General features: G+C 71.2%; 18 protein-coding genes and 1 pseudogene. 11 read left to right on the top strand and 8 right to left on the bottom strand.

The genetic code is table 11. The features are described 5' to 3' along the window. The coding region (locus VQ03_RS33030; protein ID WP_208605508.1) for a Phenylacetic acid catabolic protein at positions 1 to 227 on the bottom strand (227 nt) is incomplete at its 3' end. Between the two features lie 66 nt (positions 228 to 293). On the opposite strand from VQ03_RS33030, the pseudogene paaC reads away from it, so the two are divergent. From paaC to VQ03_RS12965, 4 genes and pseudogenes are all read left to right on the top strand, one after another. Then, positions 294 to 1,043 (top strand): annotated as a pseudogene (paaC, locus tag VQ03_RS12980) (1,2-phenylacetyl-CoA epoxidase subunit PaaC); the annotation flags it as partial. Positions 1,044 to 1,049: 6 nt separating this feature from the next. Next, entirely contained in the window at positions 1,050 to 1,574 is a 525-nt protein-coding gene (gene paaD / locus VQ03_RS12975; protein ID WP_048451296.1) for a 1,2-phenylacetyl-CoA epoxidase subunit PaaD, read from the top strand. Positions 1,575 to 1,684: 110 nt separating this feature from the next. Further along, on the top strand, positions 1,685 to 2,761 hold the full coding sequence (paaE, locus tag VQ03_RS12970) for a 1,2-phenylacetyl-CoA epoxidase subunit PaaE (RefSeq protein WP_048451295.1): 1,077 nt from the start codon (positions 1,685 to 1,687) through the stop codon (positions 2,759 to 2,761). Between the two features lie 80 nt (positions 2,762 to 2,841). Beyond that, positions 2,842 to 3,597: a Phenylacetic acid catabolic protein gene (locus VQ03_RS12965; protein WP_048451294.1), complete on the top strand. Its 756-nt coding sequence runs from the start codon at positions 2,842 to 2,844 to the stop codon at positions 3,595 to 3,597. 113 nt (positions 3,598 to 3,710) lie between these two features. Here VQ03_RS12965 and VQ03_RS12960 read toward each other — a convergent pair whose 3' ends face one another. The 3 genes from VQ03_RS12960 to VQ03_RS31900 all read right to left on the bottom strand — a co-directional run bounded on the left by VQ03_RS12960 (position 3,711) and on the right by VQ03_RS31900 (position 5,907). Beyond that, entirely contained in the window at positions 3,711 to 4,166 is a 456-nt protein-coding gene (locus tag VQ03_RS12960) for a hypothetical protein (RefSeq protein ID WP_425350067.1), read from the bottom strand. 30 nt (positions 4,167 to 4,196) lie between these two features. Then, positions 4,197 to 5,153, bottom strand: coding sequence for an AraC family transcriptional regulator (locus tag VQ03_RS12955; protein ID WP_083467974.1), 957 nt, complete (start codon positions 5,151 to 5,153; stop codon positions 4,197 to 4,199). A 454-nt stretch (positions 5,154 to 5,607) separates the two neighbouring features. After that, positions 5,608 to 5,907 carry a hypothetical protein gene (locus VQ03_RS31900; protein ID WP_048451293.1) on the bottom strand — a complete coding sequence of 100 codons (300 nt, stop codon included), beginning with the start codon at positions 5,905 to 5,907 and terminating at the stop codon, positions 5,608 to 5,610. 585 nt (positions 5,908 to 6,492) lie between these two features. Here VQ03_RS31900 and VQ03_RS12945 point away from each other — a divergent pair. From VQ03_RS12945 to ppk2, 7 genes are all read left to right on the top strand, one after another. Then, positions 6,493 to 7,359, top strand: a complete 867-nt coding sequence (locus tag VQ03_RS12945; RefSeq protein WP_048451292.1) for a DUF4344 domain-containing metallopeptidase — start codon at positions 6,493 to 6,495, stop codon at positions 7,357 to 7,359. A 75-nt stretch (positions 7,360 to 7,434) separates the two neighbouring features. Continuing rightward, the gene (locus VQ03_RS12940; RefSeq protein WP_048451304.1) at positions 7,435 to 7,779 is read left to right on the top strand and encodes a GCG_CRPN prefix-to-repeats domain-containing protein; all 345 of its coding nucleotides are present in this window, start codon (positions 7,435 to 7,437) and stop codon (positions 7,777 to 7,779) included. Between the two features lie 219 nt (positions 7,780 to 7,998). Continuing rightward, the gene (locus VQ03_RS34590) at positions 7,999 to 8,235 is read left to right on the top strand and encodes a helix-turn-helix domain-containing protein (protein ID WP_053078548.1); all 237 of its coding nucleotides are present in this window, start codon (positions 7,999 to 8,001) and stop codon (positions 8,233 to 8,235) included. After that, a complete protein-coding gene (locus VQ03_RS12930) occupies positions 8,226 to 8,846 on the top strand; it encodes a hypothetical protein (protein WP_048451302.1) in 621 nt (206 codons plus the stop codon). Before VQ03_RS34590 ends, VQ03_RS12930 begins: the two co-directional genes overlap by 10 nt. 83 nt (positions 8,847 to 8,929) lie before the next feature. Further along, positions 8,930 to 10,045, top strand: a complete 1,116-nt coding sequence (locus tag VQ03_RS12925) for an efflux RND transporter periplasmic adaptor subunit (protein ID WP_157064089.1) — start codon at positions 8,930 to 8,932, stop codon at positions 10,043 to 10,045. A 4-nt stretch (positions 10,046 to 10,049) separates the two neighbouring features. After that, positions 10,050 to 13,241, top strand: coding sequence for an efflux RND transporter permease subunit (locus VQ03_RS12920; protein ID WP_048451290.1), 3,192 nt, complete (start codon positions 10,050 to 10,052; stop codon positions 13,239 to 13,241). A 27-nt stretch (positions 13,242 to 13,268) separates the two neighbouring features. Then, the gene (ppk2, locus tag VQ03_RS12915; RefSeq protein ID WP_048451289.1) at positions 13,269 to 14,111 is read left to right on the top strand and encodes a polyphosphate kinase 2; all 843 of its coding nucleotides are present in this window, start codon (positions 13,269 to 13,271) and stop codon (positions 14,109 to 14,111) included. Positions 14,112 to 14,282: 171 nt separating this feature from the next. Here ppk2 and atpC read toward each other — a convergent pair whose 3' ends face one another. The 4 genes from atpC to VQ03_RS12895 form a co-directional block, all read right to left on the bottom strand. After that, positions 14,283 to 14,684 (bottom strand): ATP synthase F1 subunit epsilon, encoded by a 402-nt coding sequence (atpC, locus tag VQ03_RS12910; protein WP_048451288.1) that lies wholly within the window; start codon positions 14,682 to 14,684, stop codon positions 14,283 to 14,285. Between the two features lie 23 nt (positions 14,685 to 14,707). Continuing rightward, the gene (gene fabI, locus VQ03_RS12905; RefSeq protein WP_048451287.1) at positions 14,708 to 15,490 is read right to left on the bottom strand and encodes an enoyl-ACP reductase FabI; all 783 of its coding nucleotides are present in this window, start codon (positions 15,488 to 15,490) and stop codon (positions 14,708 to 14,710) included. Positions 15,491 to 15,524: 34 nt separating this feature from the next. Then, positions 15,525 to 17,831, bottom strand: a complete 2,307-nt coding sequence (locus VQ03_RS12900) for a DUF3141 domain-containing protein (RefSeq protein ID WP_048451286.1) — start codon at positions 17,829 to 17,831, stop codon at positions 15,525 to 15,527. 264 nt (positions 17,832 to 18,095) lie between these two features. Then, the gene (locus VQ03_RS12895) at positions 18,096 to 19,328 is read right to left on the bottom strand and encodes an acetate/propionate family kinase (protein WP_048451285.1); all 1,233 of its coding nucleotides are present in this window, start codon (positions 19,326 to 19,328) and stop codon (positions 18,096 to 18,098) included.

The raw sequence follows: 19,328 nt of genomic DNA, 5'->3' as shown, positions 1-19,328 counted from the left end.
ATCAGATCGAGGGCGATGTTGGCGACGCCGATATCCTCCTCCAGCACCGGGCCGTGGCCGCACCATTCCGACAGACGATGGCCGAGCACGAGGGTGGTGTCGCCCATCCGGGTCAGGAACTCGAACAGGGCGGCGCGGGCCGGCGCGAGAGGCGCGTCGAGAGGTGCGTCTTGGGGTGCGTCTTGGGGCGAACCGGGGGCCGGGTGGGGGCCGGAAACGGCCGCCACCCGGCCCCCGGTTCGCCCCAAGACGCACCCCAAGACGCACCTCTCGACGCGCCTCTCGCGCCGGCCCGCGCCGCCCTGTTCGAGTTCCTGACCCGGATGGGCGACACCACCCTCGTGCTCGGCCATCGTCTGTCGGAATGGTGCGGCCACGGCCCGGTGCTGGAGGAGGATATCGGCGTCGCCAACATCGCCCTCGATCTGATCGGCCAGACCCAGTTCTGGCTCGGGCTCGCCAGGGAGATCGAGGGGAGGGGGCGCAGCGCCGACGACCTCGCCTTCCTGCGCGACGTCTGGGATTTTCGCAACGTCCTCCTGGTCGAGCTGCCGAACGGCGATTTCGGCCAGACGATCATGCGCCAGTTCCTGTTCGACGCCTGGCACGTCGCGATGCTGCGGGCCCTGACGTCGTCGTCGGAGCCGCGCGTGGCCGAGATCGCCGTGAAGGCGATCAAGGAGGCGCATTACCACCTCGAGAAGTCGGCCGACCTGGTGGTGCGGCTCGGCGACGGCACCGAGGAGAGCCACCGCCGGATGCAGGCCGCCCTCGACATCCTGTGGCCCTATGCGGGCGAGTTCTTCCTGGGCGACGCCACCGACGCGGTCCTGGCCGAGGCCGGCATCGCGCCCGATCCGGCAAGCCTCCGCTCCGCCTGGGATGCGACCGTCCTGCCGGTCCTCGCCGAGGCGACGCTCGCGGTGCCGGCCGGGACCTTCGCACAGAAGGGCGGACGGCGCGGCATCCACACCGAGCATCTGGGACGCATGCTGGCCGAGATGCAGTTCCTCCAGCGCGCCTATCCCGGCGCGACCTGGTAGGGCGCCATGGAGGCTCACGTCCGGCCGTCGCCCGACGAGATCCGGGGCTGGCTCGCCGAGGTGCCGGATCCCGAGATCCCGGTGATCTCGGTGGTCGATCTCGGGATCGTCCGCGACCTCGCCTGGGAGGGCGAGACCCTGGTGGTGACCGTGACCCCCACTTATTCGGGGTGCCCGGCGACGGCGGTGATCAACTTCGCGATCGAGGATGCGTTGCGCGCCCGCGGGATCGGGAACCTGCGCATCGAGCGGTCGCTGACGCCGCCCTGGACCAGCGACTGGATCGGGGACGCGGCGCGGGAGAAGCTGCGGGCCTACGGCATCGCCCCGCCGATCGACGGGACGGCGGCGGATGGCCAGCTGCTCGGGCGGATCGGCCGCCTGACCGGCGGCTCGAATCTCGCCGTCGCCTGCCCGCGTTGCGGCTCGAACCGGACAGAGCGGGTCAGCCAGTTCGGCTCGACGCCCTGCAAGGCGAGCTGGCGCTGCACGGACTGCCTCGAGCCGTTCGACTATTTCAAGTGCATCTAGAACAGTGCGCGATCAAGCGCTGTTTCCGGTCTTTGATCTGACTGCATCGTCTTCGGCGAACCGGTTCGGGAGTCGTCGGGTGATGCGCCAACCTGGGACTACCGGCGGTCATGGCACGCTTCTATCCCCTCGACGTCGCGGAGGTCCGGCGCGAAACCCGGGACGCGGTGGTTCTCACCCTCAAGCCCCGCGACGGCGACGGCGACGCCTTCGCCTTCACGCAGGGACAATACCTCACCTTCCGGCGCGCCTTCGACGGCGTCGAGCTGCGCCGCTCGTACTCGATCTGCGCCGGCCGGGACGAGGGCGCCCTGCGGGTCGGCATCAAGCGCGTCGAGGGCGGGGCGTTCTCGACCTGGGCCAACCAGGAGTTGAAGCCCGGCGACGTGCTGGAGGCGATGCCGCCGATGGGGGCGTTCCACACGCCGATCGAGCCGGAGGTCGCCAAGCACTATCTCGGATTCGCCGGCGGCAGCGGCATCACGCCGCTTTTGTCGATCCTCAAGACCGTCCTGGTCCGAGAGCCGCGCTCGCGCTTCACATTGATCTACGCCAACCGTCAGATCTCCTCGATCATGTTCCGCGAGGAACTCGACGACCTCAAGAACAGCTATCTCGGCCGGCTGGCGATCGTCCACGTGCTCGAGAGCGAGACCCAGGACATCGACCTGTTCACCGGCCGCATCGACGCGGCGAAATGCGCCGAGCTGTTCCGCCACTGGGTCGATGTCGCCTCCGTCGACGCCGCCTTCATCTGCGGGCCCGAGCCGATGATGCTGAGCATCGCGGCCTCCTTGCGCGAGCACGGCCTGACGGACGCGCAGATCAAGTTCGAGCTGTTCGCCTCGGGCCAGCCCGGCCGGGCCAAGGCGCGCGCAGCCGCGACGGCGGCCTCGGCCTCGGACGCGCAATGCGAGGCGACGGTGACCCTCGACGGTGCGACGCGCACGTTCCGGATGCCGAAGCAGGGCGAGAGCCTGCTCGACGCGGCGCTGGCGAACAACATGGACGCGCCCTATGCCTGCAAGGCGGGCGTCTGCTCGACCTGCCGCGCCAAGGTGCTGGAAGGCGAGGCCGAGATGATCACCAACCACGCTCTCGAGGATTACGAGGTGCGTCAGGGCTACGTCCTGACCTGCCAATGCTATCCGACGACGGACAAGCTGGTCGTGAGTTTCGATCACTAGAGAATTGTCCGACGAAGCGGAAAAATCAAAAACCTGGAGCGGCCATCGGGCGCTGCTTCGGACGAGGCAGGGAGGGAGCCGTGTCGGAGACGATGGACATCGAGGACTACCTCCTGCAGGGCGGAGTCATGACCAACCCGTCCAATGCACCGCCGCGCTACCGCGGCGAGTTGCTTCGGCTGATGGCGACCTTCGTCGACAGCGAGCTCGCCGGCTCGGCGGGGTTCGCCGAAGTGATCAATGACGCGCCGGGCCTCAAGGCGCGGATCGCGGCCTCGCGGATCGTGCTCGAGAAGACCGATCACGCCGAGCGCGTGCTCGACCTGATGGGCACCTTCGGGGCCGATACCGCCCGCTACGCGGTCCACCACCCCTGGGCGGCCCGCCTCGATCGCGACGCCGAGATCGGGGCGGCGCGCCGCGGCTCGGACATGCGTCTCTCGGTGTTCCACTACCCGCTCCAGGGCTGGATCGACGCCGTGGTGATGAACGTGCTCATGGGCCGCGCCGTCGGCATCCAGCTGCAGGAATTCTCGCGCCTGTCCTACGCGCCGCTGGCGGACATCTTCCGCGAGATCGCCCCGCGCGAGGCGCGGCACGCGGAACTCGGGGAGGAGGGACTGACCCGCATCGTCGCGACCGAAGCGGGACGCGAGGCGGCACAGCGAAGCGTCGACTTCTGGCGGCCCCGCGTCTCGGCGAGCTTCGGTCGCGAGGGTTCCACTCGCTTCGACCTGCTCAGACGCTTCGGCCTGCGTCACCGCACGAACGAAGAACTTGCGAAGAGCTGGGAAGCGGGAATGGAGACTCTCCTGCCGACATTCGGCCTGATTTGATCGCAAAGAAATTGTAGTGCATTGACGTAATAAATTATAATTATTTGCAGTGGGCAGATTTGTCTTGGCATACACTGCCCGCTTGACTTGTTCTGAGAGGATGCCGAGGGGGGTTATCGCGCGCAACGCCGGTAATCGACCCCCGTGGGATCATGCTCGCCATAATAGCGCTTCAGACCGTCCGGGGGCGAGGCGGCCAGGAGGACCCTGACGTCGTTGGCTGCGACCGCGTTGGCGCAGTCGAGGTGGAGAAGCTCACGGTCCCCGCCCGGGCGGACCGACCGGATCCGGCAGGTCGCCGCCGGGGTCGTGAGTCGGTTGCCCGAGATGATGAAGGCGGGAGCGAACATGTCGAGCGGCTTCTTGAACGACGCCTTCTTGCCCGCGGACGCGTAGACGTCCTGGCAATCGTGTCCGCTGAGGACCCAGGCGCCCTGGTAGTCCGCGACCGCCGCTCCGGCGGCCGAGGCGCCGAGCCCGACGACGAACGCTCCGATGGCGAGGGCGGCGCTTCGACCAGGCATCACGAGCTTCTCCTCGAAACGGGCGGCAGGTTCGGCCGGGTGCATCACCGGCCATGCGCGATTCACCAGTTGCGCTCAGTTCGGTGGTCTCGTGGTGCGATGGTCTTGCCGCCACGCGCTCGGCGCCATTCCGGTCCAGCGCCGAAAGGCGTGCGTGAAGGCTGCCGGCTCGGAGAATTCCAGCACGGCCGAGATCTCCGCGAGGCCCATCGTCGTGTCGGCGAGCAACTGCTTGGCGATGCCGAGGCGCGTCTGGTTCGTGATGGACCGGAACGTCGTTCCGCCCGCCCGCAGGCGGCGGCACAACGTGCGCGGGTTGAGCGCCAGGGCCTGCGCGATCTCGTCCTTGCCGATGCGCGACCGGGTCGCCCGGGACCGCACGCAGCGCCGGACCTCGTGGCTCAGATCGAACGGAATCGCGGCCTTGGCGCACCGGATGCCATGCTCCGCGGCGGCCCGAAGAACCGGATCGGCACCAAGGATGGGCCGCCTCAGGAGACGGGCGGGGAAGACCAGCGCCGTGATCTCCTGGGAGAAGCGGACCGGAGCCCGGAAGTAGCTCGCGTAGGGCGAAGGATCGGCGGGTGCGAGCCGCGGGAGCCAGACCTCGTCGGGGCACCAGTCGGCGCCGCACAGGGACCGCATCACGCCGGTCAGGGCGCCGAGGGCGCGCTCGCAATGGTGGGCGATGCCCGCGGCATCGGGATCGTACGGCGCGTAGGTCACGGTCGCCACGAGACCGTCGGTCGACCTTTCGATCGTCGCGCCGCGGCTCAGAAGGACGTAATGGGTCTCGAGAGCCCCCAGGGCCTCGTCGATCGTCCGCGAGTGGCGGACCAGGGTGCCGAGCGGGCCGCACGACAGGAGATCCGTGCGCTGTCCGACGAGGAGGCCGAGATGCCCGCATCCGATCCTGTCGGCCGCCGCCGCCATCAGGCGGCCGAGCGACGCGAACGAGACCGCTTCCATCTCGTACGGGACGCGCAGGTCGATCGCGGCGTTCCGGCAGACCTCCTCGGGACTCGTTCCCATCTCGGCCAGGACGGCGCGGACCGCCTGCAGCGCGTGGGCACCGACGAAGCCGTGCGGGAGGGCCGCCGAGCCGCGAAGGTCGCCGACGCGTGACCGATTTGGCTCCAGGCGATCTGGCTCCAGGCGATCTGGCTCCAGGCGATCTGGCTCCAGGCGATCTGGCTTGAGGTCATGCTGCATCGTCCGTGCGTTCGACGCCAAAGAGGACATGGCTTTTCCTCTGTGTTGCGCAGACAAACTATGCTGAAGCCTAGTAAGATTCTCGTCAGCCCATCATGCAAGGTTAAGTCTGTTACATGGCTTCAACCAGAAGTTCATAAACTGCACACATGAAGATCGTGCACGAGAGATCCATCCGGGCGCGGCAGGTCGATCGGCTCCGCGACGCGAGAGCGGCTCTCGCTTGCCCCGGCACCGCTCGCCGAGCGTGTGACGGTGCCGCGCAGTGGAAGCGTCACTTCGTGCCGGTGATCCTCTGCAGGAACGTGCCCGCCTCGTGCTGACAATCCGAGGCCGCCCGGGCAAGATAGGCCGCGGTCAGCTTCTGCGCCTCGACGATCGATCCGCATCGGCCCAGCGCGACCAGATGCTCGGACTGCGCGGTGAGACGCTTGGCGGCGAAGGCCAGCGACTCCGCCATCCATCTCATGGCCGGGTTTGCGCCAGCGGGAAACGCGAAGACGTCGATGGCGAAGGGATCAGGTCCCGCTTCATCGACGCGGCCCACCGGTCGAGACTGGTCAGTGGCGGCCATCGCATCCTCCCCGTTGCCTGCTGCCAGGATGGCGGGCGTGAGCCGTCCCGGAATTGATCCACGTCAAACCGTGTGACCCGGCACCGTCGATGCGGGCCGCGTGCGGCCGAGGCGCTTGCGACGCGATGGCACGCGGCCCGGCATGGGCGTCCTGCGTCGCTGCCGGTGTCGTGTTCGATCAAGCGCCGGGCGCGGAAGCAAGCATTCTCGAACGAGACGGACATGACGCCCGGCGGACCTGTCGGCCACGCGCTGCCGCGGGGCGTCGAGGCGCCGTCGAAGGGAGAACCCGGTGACGCGCGCGGAGTGCGACATGGACCGGAGCGACATGGCCTGGTGCGACATGGCTCGGAGCGACATGGCTCGGAGCGACTTGGCCCGGAGCAGACCACGGCCCGGCCGTGCCACGACCGGGCGGCCGCCGTTGGCCTCGGCGACCGGGTTCCGGTCGGCTTCGGCTCGCGAGCGGGCCGCGCCGTCGCGGCGGTCCAGAGCCGCCGCGCGGTGCCGCGTTCCGGTTCGCGGGGCCGCCGCGCGCAGGGGCGCGCGAACGTCCGACGAGCCCGGCTCGGCGGGAGCCGGACGATGCGACGTCTCGTCGGCCTCGTGGCGGCCCTGTCGCTCGCCGTCGTCGCGCCGGCCCGGGCGGTCCAAGTCCGCTCCGTCCAGGTCCCCTCCGTCCAAGTCCGGGAGGCCGGGATCCGTATCGCCTACGATCGTCCGGCCGAGCCGGCGGCACGCGCGGTCTACCGCGACCTCAAGCGGCGCCGGGTGCTCGAAGGCCTTCGGACCGCCATCGGTGGAGTGCGCCTGCCCCGCACGCTCACGCTCCGGCTGTCGGCCTGCGGCGGCGACGCCAACGCGTGGTATGACCCCCGGACGCAGACGATCACGGTCTGCTACGGCTACGTCATCTCCGTCATCGAGGCGCAGGCGCGGGTGCCGGCCAAGCCCCCGCAACCGGGGGCGCCGCGGCGCGACGCGGTCGCCGGCCCGGTCGCGCAGGTGTTCCTGCACGAGGCCGGGCACGCACTGTTCGATCTGCTCGACGTTCCGGTGCTGGGCCGGGAGGAGGATGCCGCCGACCAGTTCGCGGCGCTCGTCCTGCTCGAACTTCCCCCGGCCGAGGCCCGCTACGCCATCGACGGGATCACCCGCCTGCTCCTCGGCCAGGCCGCCGAGGAGGATGCGGATATCCTGCTCGCCGACGACCACAGCCTCGCCCTCCAGCGCCTCGCCAACCTGCTCTGCCTCGCCTACGGGGCGGACCGCCGGGCCTTCGGCGATCTGGTCGGGAGCCGTGCCCTTCCGGCATTCCGGGCCGCCCGATGCGCGGCGGAGTACGGTCTGGCGGCCGCCTCGCTGGCCAGGCTCTTTCGCCGCCACCTGCGAAGCGGTGCGACGGAGCGGACGCGCATCCGCCGCGCCTTCCGGTGGATGTTCCGGCCCTGACGCTGGGCCGCGACCCGTGCCCCACGGTCCGCCATCCCGCGTCCACCGGACGGGCACGCCTGCATGGAGGAACAGATGACGCGCTTCGTGCTCGCCGTCGCAGCGGCTCTTCTCGGCGCGCTGCTCGGCCTCGGCTCCGTCCCGGCGCTCGCGGCCCAGGGTTGCGGCGTCGGCTTCCACCGCGGCCCCTACGGCTACTGCCGACCGCATTACGGCGCCCCTTACGCCGTGCAGGGCTACTACCGGGGCGGTGCGTACGCCTATCGCGGGGTCTATGGCCGCGGGGTCTATGGCGGCCGGGCTTATGGATATGGCCGGCGCGGCTATGTCGGGCGGGGATACGGGCATCGCGTCGGCCATTACCGCGGGCACTTCGCGGGAGGCGGCCGGTTCGGTGGCGGCCGCAGGGGCTGGCGCTGAGGGTCGTCGTCGAGGGCCGTCCTGGAGACGAGCGTAGCGCGAGATCCGAAACGGGCGTGGAACGAACCGGCAGGAGAGACGCGGATGGACCTGAAGACGGCCGGTTCCCGAGCGTGGTCCCGGTCCGGGGGCTGGCCCCGGAACTTGCCATCCCGTCCGGCGGATTGGCCGTGTCACCCGGCACGCCCCGCAGGGCGCGGACCCGCGCGGCCCGTGCAGATGGAACGTTCCTCGCTCGCCGGCACGCCGGTGGTCTATGGCCAGCCGGCCGTGGGCCGGGCGGCGGGCTGGGTCGTTCTGCCGATGACCCAGCCCGACATCGCCGACACCCTCCTCACGATCGAGACCGCGTCGCGAGCCGTCACCCGGCTGGAGCGGGAGGGGGCGCTGGCGCGGGCCGGAGCGCGGCGCGTCGGGCCGTGCCGGCCGGCGCTGCGGCGGGTCCCGTGCGCCTAGGGACGCCCGACGAAGGGGCCGGAGGGCGCCCGTCCAAAGATGCGCCGGCCGGCGCGGCACGATGGCGACGGCTCGGGGGACGCCTGCGCGAGGAGGCCGGGCGGATCGGGGCGATCTTCGCCTATCTCCTCGTCGTCTTCGGGACGCTGGTGCTGCACGAGACGGTCGTGCTCTCCCGGCACGGAATGGGCTACCAGTTCTACGGGTTCGCCTTCATCAATTCGTGGATCCTCGCCAAGGTCATGCTGGTGGCGGAGGGGATCGAGGCCCGGCGCCAAGCGATGCGAGGACCTGCGCGGCGGCGGCCGATCGTGCGGATCGCCGCGCGTGCCTGCGGCTTCGCGGTGCTCCTCGTCTGCGCCTACGTGGTCGAGGAGACGCTCATCGGCCTGTGGAAGGGGCATTCCCTCGCCGGGAGCCTGCCGGTCATCGGCGGCGGCGGGGTCCGCGGCCTGGCGGCGATTGCGGCGATCATGGCCGTCGCCCTCGTGCCGTACTTCACCTGGCGGGAACTCGGGCGCCTGCTGGGCCGCGACCGGCTGCGCGCCCTCGTCCTGTCCGGCACCGGGAGCCCCCGATCCGACGCGCCGGCCGGGCCCCGCGCCGGATGATCGGCCGGGCTGTCCCGTCCGATCAAGCCGGAGGGCCGCGACCTGCAAGGATGGAGCGCGGCCCTCCGGCCTGAGGACAGATCATGCGCCGTAGCCTCGGGATCCTCCTCCTTCTCGGTCTGGCCTGGCCGATCTCCGCCCGCGCGCAGGCGACCGACCCCGCCGCGGCGCTGCCCGTCGGCACGGTGGCGGCGCAGCGCAAGGCCATCGACAAGACGCTCGACTTCGTCGGCCGCGTCGAGGCGGTGAGCCGCGTCGAGGTGCGGGCGCGGGTCACCGGCTACCTCGAGGCGGTGCTGTTCAAGGAAGGCGACGTCGTCAAGGAGGGAGCGCCCCTCTACCGGATCGAGCCCGACCTGTTCGAGGCGGCCGTGCGCCAGGCGGAGGGCGCGCTGGAGCGCAGCCACGCCGCCGAGACCCTGGCGGCGATCCAGCTCCAGCGCGCGCAGGACCTCCTCGACCGCAATGCCGGCACGGTCGTCGCCCGCGACCAGGCCCGCGCCGCCCTCGACCAGTCGCGCGGCGCCGTGATGGGCGACGAGGCGACCCTGAAGACCGCCCAGATCAACCTCGGCTACACGAAGATCCTGTCCCCGATCACCGGCCGCATCGGCCGCACCAGCGTCACCAAGGGCAACGTCGTCGGGCCCGACAGCGGCGTGCTGACCTCGATCGTCAGCCAGGACCCGATGTACGTCACCTTCCCGGTGAGCCAGCGGGAATTCCTGCGCGTGCAACAGGGCGGCGCCCCGGTCGACCGCAGCCGGATCGCCGTGCGCCTGCGCTTTCCCGACGGCTCGACCTACGACCAGGTCGGGCGGGTGAACTTCGTCGACATCAGCGTCGAGCGCACCACCGACACGGTGCTGGTGCGGGCCACGATGCCGAACCCGGCCGGCGCCCTGCGCGACGGCCAGCTCGTCCAGGTCGCGCTCCAGACCGGCACGCCGGAGGAGAAGGTGGTGGTGCCGCAAGGCGCCCTCATCGCCGACCAGGGCGGCGTCTACGTCTTCGTCGTCGAGAACGACCGGGCGGTGACGCGGCGCGTGACGCCGGCCTCCGGCGCCGGCGGCACCGAGGCGGTCATCGAGAGCGGCCTCAAGGGCGGCGAACTCGTCATCGTCGACGGGCTGCAGCGGGTGCGGCCCGGCCTCGCGGTCCGGGCGGTCCCGGCCTCTCCCGGCGCCGGCAGGACCTGATCCGATGCTCTCCGCCATCTTCGTCGACCGCCCGCGCCTCGCGATCGTCATCGCCATCGTGACCGCGATCGCCGGGGCGCTGGCGCTCCTCACCATCCCGGTGGCGCAGTACCCCGACATCGTCCCGCCCCAGGTCTCGGTGACGACGACCTATCCGGGCGCCTCCGCCGACGTGGTCGAAGCGACCGTGGCGCAGCCGATCGAGTCGCAGGTCGTCGGCGTCGACAAGATGATCTACATGAAGAGCGTCAGCGGCAACGACGGCAGCTACACGCTCACCGCCTCGTTCGAGCTCGGCACCGATCCCGACATCAACGCCGTCAACGTCAACAACCGGGTCCAGATCGCGCTCGCGAAGCTCCCCGAGGACGTGCGCAAGCAGGGCGTCACGGTCAAGAAGAAGTCGTCGGCCCTGCTCGGCGTGATCGCGGTCTACTCGCCGAAGGGCGCCCAGGACCCGTTGTTCATCTCGAACTACGTCACCATCAACCTGCTCGACCGGATCAAGAGCACGCCGGGCGTCGGCGACGCGACCTTGTGGGGCCCGCAGGACTACGCGATGCGGGCCTGGGTCCGGACCGACCAGCTCACCGGCCTCGACCTCACCGCCGGCGACGTCATCGCCGCCATCAAGGCCCAGAACGTCCAGGCCCCGGTCGGCCGGATCGGCGCCCGGCCGGTCTCGGACGAGCAGCAGCTCCAGCTCAGCATCCAGACGCAAGGCCGGCTCACCTCGCCCGAGCAGTTCCGCAACATCGTCCTGCGCACCAACCCGGACGGCTCGCTCCTGCGCCTCGGCGACGTCGCCCGCATCGAGCTCGGCGCGGCGAGCCTCGACCGCGAGACACGGCTCAACGGGAGCCCGGCGACCGTCATCGCGATCTACCAGTCGCCCGGCGCCAACGCGATCGCCACGCTGAAAGAGGTCAAGGCCCGGGTGGAGGCGCTCGCGCCCTCCTTCCCGGAGGGGCTGGCCTGGAAGGTCACCTACGATCCCACCGCCTTCATCACCGAGACGGTGCACGAGGTGCAGAAGACGCTGGTGGAAGCCTTCGTGCTCGTCGTGGTGGTGGTGTTCCTGTTCCTCGGCAGCCTGCGGGCGACGCTGATCCCGACGCTCGCCGTGCCGGTGAGCCTCATCGGCACTTTCATCGCGCTCAAGGCCGTCGGCTACTCGGCGAACTCGGTCTCGCTGCTCGCCATGGTGCTGGCCATCGGCATCGTCGTCGACGACGCCATCGTGGTGGTCGAGAACGTCGAGCGGGTGATGGAGGAGCACCCCGAACTCACGCCCCGCGAGGCGACGAAGCGCGCGATGGCGGAGATCACCGCGCCGATCATCGCCATCACCCTGGTGCTGCTCTCGGTCTTCGTGCCGGTCGCCTTCGTGCCGGGCATCTCGGGTGAACTCTTCCGCCAGTTCGCCGTGGCGGTCGCGGTCTCGATGTTCCTCTCGGCGATCAACGCGCTCACCCTCTCGCCGGCCCTCTGCGGCGTGCTGCTGCGGCCCCATCACGGGCCGCGGCGGGGCGTCATGGGCCTCGTCATGCGCTCCATCGACGCCGTGCGCGACGGCTACGGCGCCGCGGTCGCCCGCATCGTGCGTCTGTCGCTGATCGGGCTCGTGCTGTCGCTCGCGGCCGCCTGGGGCACGGTGGAGCTGGCGAAGATCACCCCGACGGGCTTCCTGCCGGAGGACGACCAGGGCGCGTTCTTCGTCGTGGTGCAGCTGCCGGAGGGAGCCGCGGTCGGGCGGACCTCGGAGGTCGCGGCGAAGGCCGAGGCGATCCTGCGCGAGGAGCACGCCGTCGCCGACGCCACCACCGTGGTGGGCCTCAACTTCATCGACAACTACTCGCAGAGCAACGCCGCCTTCATGGTGGTGACGCTGAAGCCCTTCGAGGAGCGCAAAGGGGCGGGCGACGGCGCGGCGGCGCTGATCGCGCGGCTCGGCCAGCGCTTCCGCGCGATCTCCGAGGGCACCGTCGTGCCGATCGCGCCCCCGCCGATCATCGGTCTCGGCACCGGCGGCGGCTTCGCCTACGTGCTCGAGGACCTGCGCGGCGGCGATCCCAAGGAACTTGCCCAGGTGCTGCGCGGCCTCGTCGTCGCGGCGAACCAGGAGCCGAAGCTCAACCGGGTGTTCAGCACCTTCTCGGCGACGAACCCCTCGGTCTTCCTCGATATCGACCGCAACAAGGTGCAGATCCTCGGCGTCTCGCTCGATGCGGTGTTCCAGGCGCTGCAGGCCTCGCTCGGCGGCTACTACGTCAACGACATCAACCTGTTCGGCCGCACCTGGCAGGTCCAGGTCCAGGCCGAGGCCGACGACCGCCGGCGGATCGACGACATCTACCGCATCAACGTGCGCAACAAGGACGGCGGGATGGTGCCGCTGCGCTCCCTGGCCGAGGTGCGGATCGTCGTCGGACCGCCCGCGCTCATCCGCTACAACAACCTGCGCGCCGTCACCGTGCAGGGCGGGCCGGCGCCGGGCGTCTCCTCCGGCCAGGCGCTGGCGGCGATGGAATCGGTCGCCGCCCGCACCCTGCCCACGGGCTTCGGCGGGGAATGGACCGACACCGCCTTCCAGGAGAAGCGGGCGGAGGGCAAGACCGCGATCATCCTCGCCTTCGCGGTGCTGTTCGCCTTCCTGTTCCTGGTCGCGCTCTACGAGAGCTGGACGATTCCCGTCCCGGTGCTGCTCTCGGTGACGGTCGGCGTCGTCGGCGCCTACGCGGCGATGGTGTGGGGCGGGCTCACCCTCGATCTCTACGCCCAGATCGGCATGGTGGTGCTGATCGGCCTCGCCGCCAAGAACGGCATCCTGATCGTCGAGTTCGCCAAGGAGCAGCGGGAGAAGGGCGTGGCCCTGCGCGAGGCCGCGACCGAGGGCGCGCGGCTGCGCTTCCGGCCGGTGATGATGACCTCGTTCGCCTTCATCCTCGGGCTCCTGCCGCTCGTCATCGCCACCGGCGCGTCCCAGCTCGCGCGGCGCGACGTCGGCACGCCGGTCTTCGGCGGCATGATCGCCGCGTCGTTCGTCGGCATCTTCGTGATCCCGCCGCTCTACGTCGTGTTCCAGGGCCTGCGCGAGCGGGCCTGGCGCCTGATCGGCGGGGGGAAAGGCGAGGCGCATCCGCCCGCGAAACCCGGCGCGCCCGCCGGTGCGCCGGAGCACCTGCCGGCGGAGTAGGGGAGGCGGGGTAGGGAGGGAACCGCCATGGACGAGACCGACCAGGGGCTGCTGTCGGACGCCCGCGACGAGGCGTCCGAGCCGGTCGCGGGAGGCGGACGGCTCAAGCGCAAGGCCTATGAGCGCGAGCTGCACAAGCTCCAGGTGCAGCTGAGCTACCTCCAGACCTGGGTGCGGGAGACCGGCGCGCGGATCATCGTCCTGTTCGAGGGCCGCGACGCCGCCGGCAAGGGCGGCACCATCAAGGCGATCACCGAGCGGCTCAGCCCGCGGGTGTTCCGGGTCGTGGCGCTCCCGGCGCCCTCGGACCGGGAGAAGACCCAGCTCTACCTGCAGCGCTACCTCGCCCATTTCCCGGCCGCCGGCGAGGTCGTGATCTTCGACCGCTCCTGGTACAACCGCGCCGGCGTGGAAACCGTGATGGGCTTCTGCAGCGAGGCCGAGCGGCAGCGCTTCTTTACCCTGTGCCCGTCCTTCGAGCGGGTGATCACCGGCAGCGGCATCCGGCTGGTCAAGTTCTGGCTCGAGGTCGGCCGGCACGAGCAGCGCCGCCGCTTCGAGGCCCGCATCCACGATCCCCTGCGGCAGTGGAAGCTCAGCCCGATGGACGTCGAGTCGTATCGGCGCTGGTACGAGTACTCGCGCGCCCGCGACGCGATGCTGGCGGCGACCGATACCGAGGACCTGCCGTGGCACGTCGTGCGCTCCGACGACAAGCGGCGGGCGCGCCTGAACTGCATCGCGCACCTCCTCCACCTGATCCCCTACGAGGAGCGCGAGGCCGAGCCGGTCGAGCTGCCCAAGCGCAGCAAGAAGGACGCCTACGACGACACGTTGCGCAACCGGCGCTTCGTGCCGGAGCTGTATTGACGGCGGGTCGTGCCGGGCCGTTGCCTTCAGACGGCGCAGGGCTGTCCGGGGAAAGAAGGTGCGAGTTTCTCTCCTCTCCCCGCCCGCGGGGGGAGGAGATTTCCCGTGCCATTTCTTGTGTCGGAAGCTTCCCCGGACGGGCCTGCGGACGGAAGAGGCCCCGGCTCCGCCTCACAAACCCAGGCTCGCCTTGATCTCCTCCAGGCGCCGGATCGCCGCGTCGCAGCGGGCGCGGCGCTCGTAGTCGCCCGTGCTGTCCTGCTCCAGGCGCAGCTCGGCGATCTCCTGGTCGAGCCCCTCGCCGCTCAGCTCCTCCATCGGCGTCACCCGCTCGGCCAGGATCGTGACCCGCTCCCCCGTCACCTCGGCGAGGCCGCCGCTGATGAAGGCCCGGCGCCCGGTCCCGGCGGCGTCGGTGGCGAAGACGATCCCGGCGAGCAGGGCGGTGACGAGCGGGACGTGGCCGGGCAGCACCGTCATGTCGCCCTCGGCGGCCGGCAGCAGCACGGAGCGGACCTCGCCCGAGTACATCAGGCGCTCGGGCGCGACGAGTTCGGCGAACAGGAGGGCCATGACATTCTCCTATGACGTTCCCCTCACGCCATGATGCTCAGGCCGCCATCGACGTAGAGCGTCGTGCCGGTGAGCCGGGCGGCGTAGGGCGTGGTCAGGAAGGCGGCGGTGAGGCCGACGTCGTCGATGTCGACGAGCGCGCCGATCGGCGCCCGCGCGACCGCCTCGTTGAGCAGCAGGTCGAAGTCCTTGAGGCCCGAGGCGGCGCGGGTCTCGAGGGGGCCGGGCGACACCGCGTGGACGCGGATGTCGCGGTCGCCGAGCTCGAAGGCGAGGTAGCGCACCGCGCTCTCCAGCGCCGCCTTGACCGGCCCCATCAGGTTGTAGTTCGGCACGACCTTGGCGGCGCCGTGATAGCTCATGGTCAGGAGCGTGCCGCCCCCGGTCATCAGCGGCGCGGCGAGCCTCGCCATGCGGATGAAGGAGTGGCAGGAGACGTCCATCGCCACCCCGAACCCTTCGGCGGAGCTGTCGACGAGCCGGCCCTGCAGGTCGGCCCGCGGCGCGAAGGCGATCGAGTGAAGGGCGATGTCGAGGCGCCCCCAGGTCTCGGCGATCCGCTCGAACACCGCCTCGAGGTCGCCCGCCCGCTGCACGTCGCAGGGCGCGAGGATCGGCGCGTCGAGCTCGCGGGCCAGGGGCTCGACGAAGGGCTTCGCCTTCTCGTTGAGGTAGGTCAGGGCGATCTGCGCCCCGAGCCGCCGGAAGACCCGGGCGCAGCCATAGGCGATCGAGTGCTCGTTGGCGACGCCGAGCACCAGAGCGTGCTTGCCGGCGAGGGCGTTGCCGTCGGGGATCTGCGTCATGGTCCTGACCTCCCTGTCTCGGATCTTCCGGGCTTCAGCCGGCCTTGCGCCTGTGCTCGCCGGCCGGGACGGGGGCGGGCGCGGGCGCGAGCAGGTCGCTGAACCGCCCGAGCAGCGCGCGCTGCTCCGGTCCCAGGGCGAGCTGGCCCCCTAGGCGGTCGAGGATGTCGAGGAGGCGGCGGCGCTCCCCGGCCGTGCGCACCAGGTCCGGCAGGGATGCCATCGCCTCGTCGGGCGCGTGCTCGACGATGGCCGCCTGCTGGCGGACGATGCGGGCCGCCTCGCTCGCCGTCCGGTCGAGCAGGCCGATGTCGCGGCCGGCGAGCTCACGGATGCGCTTGAACGTCGACAGCCGCCGCTCCCTGCGGCCGAGGCGGGCCACCAGCAGGCAGGCCCGGACCGCGGCGTCGGTGAAGCCACCCTCGGCGAGGCGGCTCATGGCATCGCGCAGCAGGTCCGGCGCCCCTCCGGTCGCGGCGGCCGCCTCCTCGGGGCGGGGCAGGACGTTGCTCAAGGTCGCGTAGGTGGCGTAGAACAGGTTCTCGGCCGCGGCATCCCGCATCTGCCGGTAGAAGTCCCAGGCCGCCGTGATCCCGGCAGCGCTCCTGCGCTCGGTTGCCGCCCAGAACCCGGCCTCGTCGCGATGGACGCGATGGGCCCGCGCGAGGTCGGCGAAAGGAGCGACGGAGGCGAGCGCCGGGTTGAGGTCGGACAGGGCCCAGCGCCGGGCCCGCAGCGGGTGGAGGGCCCGCAGGGCCGCCCCGGCCTCGCGCGGCACCCACGCGCTCACGACCGGATGCACGAAGGCCTCGTAGGCCGCGGCGTTCAGCTCCGAGACCTGCCTCACCGCCTCGAACGGCACCTCGTCCTTGCGGGCGTATTTCTGCAGCCGCTGCAGGTCCTCGACCTCCAGCTCGCGCAGCACCACGTCGTAGCGCGGCCCGGCCCCGGCTCCGATCCCTTGTCCCGTCTCCTCGACCTTCATGCCGTAGAGGCCGGGCGGCAGGTGCTCGATATAGTCGAGGAGGTCGACGATCTGGGCATGCTCGCGCCGCGCCACGCTGCCGGAGACGAAGATGCCGAGATGGCCGACGCTCTCGTGCATCAGGCCGACGATGACCTGCCCGTTGGCCTTGAGATCGGCGGTGGTGGGATAGAGGTCGGCCACCCAGTTGAAGGCCTGCTGCGGCGGCGTGATGTTGTCGCCGAGCGAGGCGAACAGGATGATCGGCGAGCGGATCGCCCGCAGGTCGAAGATCCTGCCGTCTTCCCACTCGGCGCGGCCGGCGGCGAGCCGGTTGCCGACGAACAGGTTGTCGACGATCCACCGGATCTCCTCGCGGTTCATCAGGTAGTAGCCGCCCCACCAGCGCTCGAAGTCGAGGAAGCGGGCCGGCTCGGTGTCGATCTTCGAGAACAGCGTGTAGGCCTTGCCGAAATGGGTGTTGGCCGGGTTGAGGTATTCGAAGTTCTCGACGAGGTGGGCGCCGTCGAAGACGCCGCCGCCGAGGTCGCTGGCGAGGAGCGCCGGCCAGGAGCCGCCGAGGAGCCCGCCGGCATAGCGCATCGGGTTCTCGGCGTCGTTGCCGGCCCAGTACGACATCGGCGCGCCGTTGATCACCAGCGGGCCGGCATGCTCGGGATCGAGGGCGCCGACCAGCATGGCGGCCCAGCCGCCCTGGCAGTTGCCGACGACGACCGGCCGGCCGCGGGTCGGGTGCCGCTCGCTCACGAGGCGCAGGAAGGCGGCCTCGGCCTGGGCCACGTCGGCGAGCGTCTGGCCCGGGACGGGCTCGGGGAAGAAGATCACCACGTAGACTGGGTGGCCGGCCTGCAGCGCCACGCCGACCTCGGAGTCGGGCTTGAAGCCGCCGATGCCCGGGCCGTGCCCGGCCCGCGGATCGATGATGACGTAAGGGCGCTTGTCGGCATCGATCGCGACGCCGTCCGGGGGCAGGATGCGCGCCAGCGCGTAATTCGCCGGCCGCGCGAAGCCGCGCGCGTCGGCGACGATCTCCCACGCGAAGGCGAGGAGGGGCGGCTTGCCGGCCGCCTCGTGCGCCAGCCAGTCGTTGCCGCGCCGGCGCATCGTGTCCCAGAACAGGAGCGAGCGCTGGGCGAAGTCGGCCCAGTAGGTCGCCGCGTCACCGAGGGCTTCCGCCGGCGTGACGGGCTTGAGCGCCGCCGCCCAGGCCTCCTGGGCCGCGAGCGTCGCGTCGAGGCAGCCCTGGACGGCCGCGGCGCAGCGCTGGCGGTAGATCTCGGCCAGGCGGGCCTGGAGCGCGAAGGGGGAGGGCGGCGCCTCGGCCGCTTGGGGGCGGGTCGTGCGGGTCTCGGCCATGGTCGTCTCCCTCAGCATCATTCGCCGAAGCGGCCGCCGGGTCGGCGACAGGAACGATGCGAAAACAGGGAGCCGAGCGGAGTTGCGCCATGCGACTCCGCTCAGCTCCCGCGGCGCTCGGTGGCGCGTCTCCTCCCAGGTGAGGAACAGGCCGGCCCGGCATCGTCGATGGCCCGTCCCTCGTCGGTACCCGTCAGGTCGGAGAGGCGCATCATCGGGAGTTCCTCGCTGCATCGCGGGTCTCCGTTCGCGAGGGCCCGTTCCTCACGGCGCCGGCCCGGATGCCGGCGCGAGCACCGCGCGCATCCCGTGCGCGATCATCGCTTCCTCGTCGGTGGGGATGACGAAGGCCTGCGGGCCGGGGCCGCGCGTGAGGAGCGGGCCGCCCGCGTCGTTTCCCGCCTCGTCGAGCCGGAAACCGGCCCAGGCGGCGCCCCGCAGCACCTCGGCCCGGGTCGCGGCGTCGTTCTCGCCGATGCCCCCGGTGAAGACGAGCCCGTCGACGCCCCCGAGCGCCGCGACGAGCGAGCCGAGTTCGCGGCCGATCCGGTACACGAAGAGGTCGATGGCCTCGCGCGCGCCGCTGTCGGTCGCGGCGTGGGCGCGCAAGATGCGCATGTCGTTCGAGAGGCCCGACACGCCGAGAAGGCCGGAGCGGGTGTAGAGCATGCGCTCCGCCTCGTCCGGCGCGAGGCGCATCTCCCGCAGCAGGAAGAACACCACGCCCGGATCGAGGCTGCCGCAGCGCGTGCCCATCGGCAGGCCGTCGAGGGCGGAGAAGCCCATCGTGGTGGCGATGCTGCGCCCGCGGTGAAGGGCGCAGAGGCTGGCGCCGCTGCCGAGATGGGCGACGATCGTGCGGCCCTGCGCGAGGGCGGGGGCGCGCTCGCGCAGGGCCGCGGCGATGGAGGCGTAGGACAGGCCGTGGAAGCCGTAGCGGCGCACTCCGCGCGCGGTGACCTCGGCCGGCAGCGCGAAGAGCTGGGCCACCTCGGGCTGGCCGCGATGGAAGGCGGTGTCGAAGCAGGCGACCTGCGGCAACTCGGGAAACCGCCGCTGGACGACGCGGATCGGCTTCAGGTTGTGCGGCTGGTGCAGGGGGGCCAGGGGCACCAGCCGCTCCAGCTCCCGCATCACCGCGTCGTCCACGCGCAAAGGTGCGTCGTAGGCGATGCCGCCATGCACGACCCGGTGCCCGACCGCGGCGAGGCGATGCCCGCCGCGATGGGCGCGCAGCCACGCGGCGACGTGGAGGAGCGCCGCCTCGTGACCGAAGGCGTGGCCGTCGGGCCGCTCGTCGGCCACGACCGCGCCGTCGCCGTCGCGCACGACGAAGCGCGGCGTGCCGCCCAGCCCCTCGACCCGGCCGCGGTAGAGGCGGTGCGGTGTGCCGGTCGCCCCCGGCCGCCGGTCTCCGGCGTCGAGGCCGTCCGCCTCGAAGACCTGGAACTTCAGGCTCGAGGAGCCCGCATTCAGGACCAGATGGGCCGGGATCAT

Source organism: Methylobacterium tarhaniae (assembly GCF_001043955.1).
GTDB classification, from domain to species: domain Bacteria; phylum Pseudomonadota; class Alphaproteobacteria; order Rhizobiales; family Beijerinckiaceae; genus Methylobacterium; species Methylobacterium tarhaniae.
Note: the sequence above shows the minus strand (reverse complement) of the source record. Positions and strands in the feature narration are given on the sequence as shown.